This is a genomic window from Rhodococcus sp. 27YEA6 (assembly GCF_044908235.1).
GTDB lineage: Bacteria > Actinomycetota > Actinomycetes > Mycobacteriales > Mycobacteriaceae > Rhodococcus_F > Rhodococcus_F qingshengii.
The window spans coordinates 1-4,158 of sequence record NZ_JBIYCY010000053.1 but is presented as its reverse complement, the minus strand read 5'-3'; the positions used below and the strand labels follow the sequence as shown (position 1 = coordinate 4,158).

General features: G+C 60.1%; 5 protein-coding genes and 1 pseudogene. 4 read left to right on the top strand and 2 right to left on the bottom strand.

Annotation, left to right across the window (positions count from 1 at the left end):
- The first annotated feature begins 133 nt into the window (after positions 1-133).
- From ABH939_RS33000 to ABH939_RS32985, 4 genes are all read left to right on the top strand, one after another.
- Complete coding sequence (locus ABH939_RS33000; protein WP_054828263.1) at positions 134-355, top strand: transposase; 222 nt, start codon at positions 134-136, stop codon at positions 353-355.
- 466 nt (positions 356-821) lie between these two features.
- Positions 822-1,361, top strand: a complete 540-nt coding sequence (locus ABH939_RS32995) for a DUF488 family protein (RefSeq protein ID WP_221742981.1) — start codon at positions 822-824, stop codon at positions 1,359-1,361.
- A 351-nt stretch (positions 1,362-1,712) separates the two neighbouring features.
- On the top strand, positions 1,713-2,375 hold the full coding sequence (locus ABH939_RS32990; protein ID WP_208722121.1) for a carbonic anhydrase: 663 nt from the start codon (positions 1,713-1,715) through the stop codon (positions 2,373-2,375).
- A gap of 109 nt (positions 2,376-2,484) precedes the next feature.
- A complete protein-coding gene (locus ABH939_RS32985) occupies positions 2,485-3,102 on the top strand; it encodes a uracil-DNA glycosylase family protein (protein ID WP_308119004.1) in 618 nt (205 codons plus the stop codon).
- Between the two features lie 375 nt (positions 3,103-3,477).
- On the opposite strand, the gene ABH939_RS32980 is transcribed toward ABH939_RS32985, so the two are convergent.
- A complete protein-coding gene (locus ABH939_RS32980; protein ID WP_064073787.1) occupies positions 3,478-3,795 on the bottom strand; it encodes an MGMT family protein in 318 nt (105 codons plus the stop codon).
- Positions 3,788-3,985, bottom strand: a pseudogene (locus ABH939_RS32975) (vitamin B12 dependent-methionine synthase activation domain-containing protein); the annotation flags it as partial. The pseudogene ABH939_RS32975 and the gene ABH939_RS32980, both read right to left, overlap by 8 nt.
- Between the last annotated feature and the right edge of the window lie 173 nt (positions 3,986-4,158).

Genomic DNA, 4,158 nt, shown 5'->3' with positions numbered 1-4,158 from the left:
GATGGCATGACGCCAAACCGCTACTGGGAAAACTGGACTCAAGAAAACCAACTAGCTATCGCATAGGTGCTGGACTGCTAACGGGGGCCCAACCACGAGTGCATCTTTCACTGTTTTGACACTCATATCGGCGATGGTTGTCGCGATTGCATGCGACTTCCTCGCGTGGACCCGTCTGCTGTTGGTGCATGGTGAACTCGCGTCCGCGGAACCGCAAACATTGCGATACCGGATGCTGCACACCGGCGCCCGGACAATCAAGCATTCACGAAAACAGATCCTGCGGACACCCGAAACCTGGCTTTGGGCACATGAATTCGCTGTCGCGTTCAAGAGGGTTCTGGCGACCCCCTGAACGCAGAGACCACCTGCTCGATCGACTCTCAGGAAGGAAAACCACCACTACCGGGCGTGGAACCGACGCCGGACCGAAGGCGACACCGCTGCATGAGTCATTCCGTGACCCCGAAATATGTTCGTCAACCCGAGGATCAGACTGCCTGATCTTGGTCCGTCATCTACCGTGAAAAATCTAGGCATGTAACAGACCTCGGCCTGCCTTCGGCGCGAGTACCCAGAGTTCGTTCAAGCACTGTTCGCGATGAGCAAGCGGCGCAGACGGTTCGGTATCGGCCTGCTATTCACCGGTGTAATTGTTCGGGCACCTGGTGAACATGCTCGCTGCGGATTAGCCCGCCGATGTTCATTTCGGGGGGCACCGAAGGTGGCCGGCCACCGGGCAGGCGTCGGGCATCGACGACCGCATGGCTTCGGTTCGGTACACCGTCTCCGCGAGGGTGGATACGACGTAGCGTGGTGTCATGTCAGATATCAGGGTTTACACTGTCGGGCACTCGACGCACTCGATCGACGAGTTCGTCGATCTTTTGGAGACGTACGGGATCAGGAAGCTGATCGACGTGCGAACCATCGCCAAGTCCCGACACAACCCGCAGTTCGGTGAGGCTGCTTTGGCGGCGAGTGTGCGCGCACGCAAGATCACGTACCGCAGAATGAAAGCATTAGGCGGCTTGCGTCACGTACGCAAGGACAGCATCAACGGTGCGTGGCGAAACGCCTCGTTCCAGGGTTACGCGGACTACATGCAGACGGATGAGTTTGCCGAAGCGATCGACCTGCTCGTCGAGCGAGGCCACAACAGCGATGTAGCGATCATGTGTGCCGAAGCTGTGCCCTGGCGATGCCATCGTTCGATGATCGGCGACGCCCTCGTGGTGCGCGGCGTCGTCGTGCTTGACATCATGACCAAGAAGTCGGCGCCGCCGCATACGCTTACCTCTTTCGCGCACGTTGACGGGACGCGTGTGAGTTACCCGACCTCGCCGGAAACGTCGCCTTAAGCGCACTGCGCTGAGCCGGCGCGGTAGTGACACGCGTCTTGTGGTGACGAAGTGAGTCGAGGAGTTTCCGCAGACCCAGAAACCCGACTGCTCGACCGCCTTGTTCGTGGTGATCACGCGCGCGATCCGGCAAAATCCTTGCGCAGTCACGACCACGCGGTCCCTCGCTTCACCGCGATCCTTGTTCGCAGGAGATTCGTTGTCGACCGCTGAGAGGTTCGAACGGTACTGCGTTGCCGCACAGCCGATTTCAAAGCTCGCCGACACTTCGTCGGAGCCGTGACCACCCGACCATAGGTGGGTCAACACCCCTGTCAGCAATGCGGAAGACGCCGTGTGCACAATGGATGAATGCCACGTTCAAGTCCTCTTTCCGCTTGGAAGTCTCTTCGCGAGGGTAACGAGCGATTCGTCAACGGCGCGTCCATCCACCCGAGCCAGGGAATCGTCGACCGCGCGAAGCTGCTCAACGAACAGCATCCCACCGCGGTCTTGTTCGGTTGCGGTGATTCGCGCGTAGCCGCCGAGATCATCTTCGATCAGGGTCTCGGCGACATGTTCGTCGTTCGCACCGCAGGTCATGTGCTCGACGATTCGGTGCTCGGTTCGATCGAATACGCCATAGAGGTGCTCGACGTGCCGCTCATCGTCGTCCTCGGCCACGACAGTTGCGGCGCAGTGAAAGCCACTCTCGATGCCTTGGACAAGAACGCGGTGCCCGACGGTTTCATTCGTAGTGTGATCGAGCGCGTCGCCCCCTCGATCCTGATGGGCCGTCGCGAGGGATTGTCCACGGTCGACGAACTCGAAGGTCGTCATGTGGTGGAAACAGGGTCGTTGATCATGCAGAGGTCGCGCATCATCGCGAAGAAAGTGGACAGAGGTGCCTGCGCGATCGTCGGCGTCACCTACACGTTGTCCGACGGGCACATGCGTCTTCGAGGCACGGTTGGGGACATAGGAGAAACCGCGCCAAATACTGGGGGACTCGACGCCCCGCTGCCCGCTCACTGAGGAACCTGTCAGCCGGCCTACCTGCGCGGTTTCGAGCCTTCCACCCGGATTTCGGTGATTTTCCGGTAATGCGACGACCTCGAACGCATCCGATAGCGACCTCATTTCTATGCTTGCCTCGACTCCGGAGATGGGAAATATGCCGGAGCCATTGGCTGAGTTGCTCAGGGACATCCGAGGGTGCACGCTCTGCGCGGACCACTTGCCGTGCGGACCTCGTCCCGTACTGCAAGCAGGTCCATCGGCTCGGTTGCGTGTGATCGGCCAGGCGCCCGGCCGCAAAGTTCATACGACGGGTGTTCCCTGGGATGATCCTTCAGGTGACCGTCTGCGCACTTGGCTCGGTTTGACGCCCCCACAGTTCTACGACCCGGGCAAGGTAGCCGTCATGTCGATGGGCTTTTGCTATCCAGGCAAAGCGAGGTCTGGGGATCAACCACCGCGATCCGAATGCGTATCCCACTGGCATGGGGCACTGAACAATAGTTTGCTCGACGTCCGACTCACGGTGTTGGTCGGTCAGTATGCACAGGCACATTATCTACGTGGTCGGCGCAAGCCGACGCTGACCGAGACCGTCAAAGCAGCGAAGGATTACTTGCCGTTGGGGTACCTTCCCCTTCCGCATCCTTCTCCGCGCAACCAGCCGTGGCTTGCCAAGAACCTGTGGTTCGAGGAGGACGTGTTGCCGATCGTCCAGACTGCAGTTCGCTCGCTCGCCCTGTGAAAGATCTTTTTGTCTCCACGTAGAGGTTCAGCGCGAAGCGTGAGCACTACGTGTTCGACGTTGTCAGTTGACCGTCCACCTCATCGAATCGGTACCGGACGGGGCTCTCGGCCGCTGCGCTTTCCCCGTTCACACGCCGCGTCGGCGCTACACACTCTAACGTCTTACACGCTGCCCCTGGATGTGTCGCGAACTGCCATTCCATCTGAGAGCATGTCGAGGCCACGCAGCGGGTGGCCGTGCCTCATCCGACATACCAGACTTAAGACATGGCCGCGGGAGCAAATACCAGGGTGAAGATGACTGGCCCGTACGGGCACATGACATTTCGTCAGCTGTGACTGCAGGACGGTTCCCGCCATCAATTCAGGTGGATCATTCATTCCACAGCGCGTGCACGAGGTCGACTCGTCCGTCGCGCATGGGCGTCCCCTCGCTGCGCAGTAGGACGGCAGCTTTATTTCCGTGACAGGAGGCGGGAGTGCCATCGGCGTAGACGACGCGGTGCCAATGTGTTTCGTCTGCCCAGTGGGTCATGACCCGGCCGACTTGACGAGGATGTGCGTCGAGGTGGGCAGCGATCAGCCCGTAGGTCATTACGCGACCTGCGGGGATACGGTCGATTGTGTCGAGGACGCGGCGCGCGAACGAAGGGGGTCCCTCGTCTGGTGTTCCCGTCGACGACTCAGGCATTGAAATACTTTGCTTCCGGGTGGTGCAGGACGAAAAAGTCAGTGGACTGCTCGGGATGTAGCTGCAGTTCCTCGGACAGTTCGACGCCGATTCGCTCGGGTTCGAGCAACACCACCAACTTGGCACGATCCTCGAGGTCCGGGCACGCGCCGTATCCTAACGAGCAACGAACGCCACGGTACTCGAGGCCGAGGAAGTCGTCCAGAGTGAGGTCCGCGGCCTGCAACATGGTGCCCATCGCTCCGTCGCCGATGACAACGCGCTGTTTTGAATCGCTCTGGGTTCGGTGGAGACTTCTGGCCTTGGAAACGAGGATGGAAGCATGCCGAATGAACGGGTGTCAGGGAGGCCGACGATGCGGCG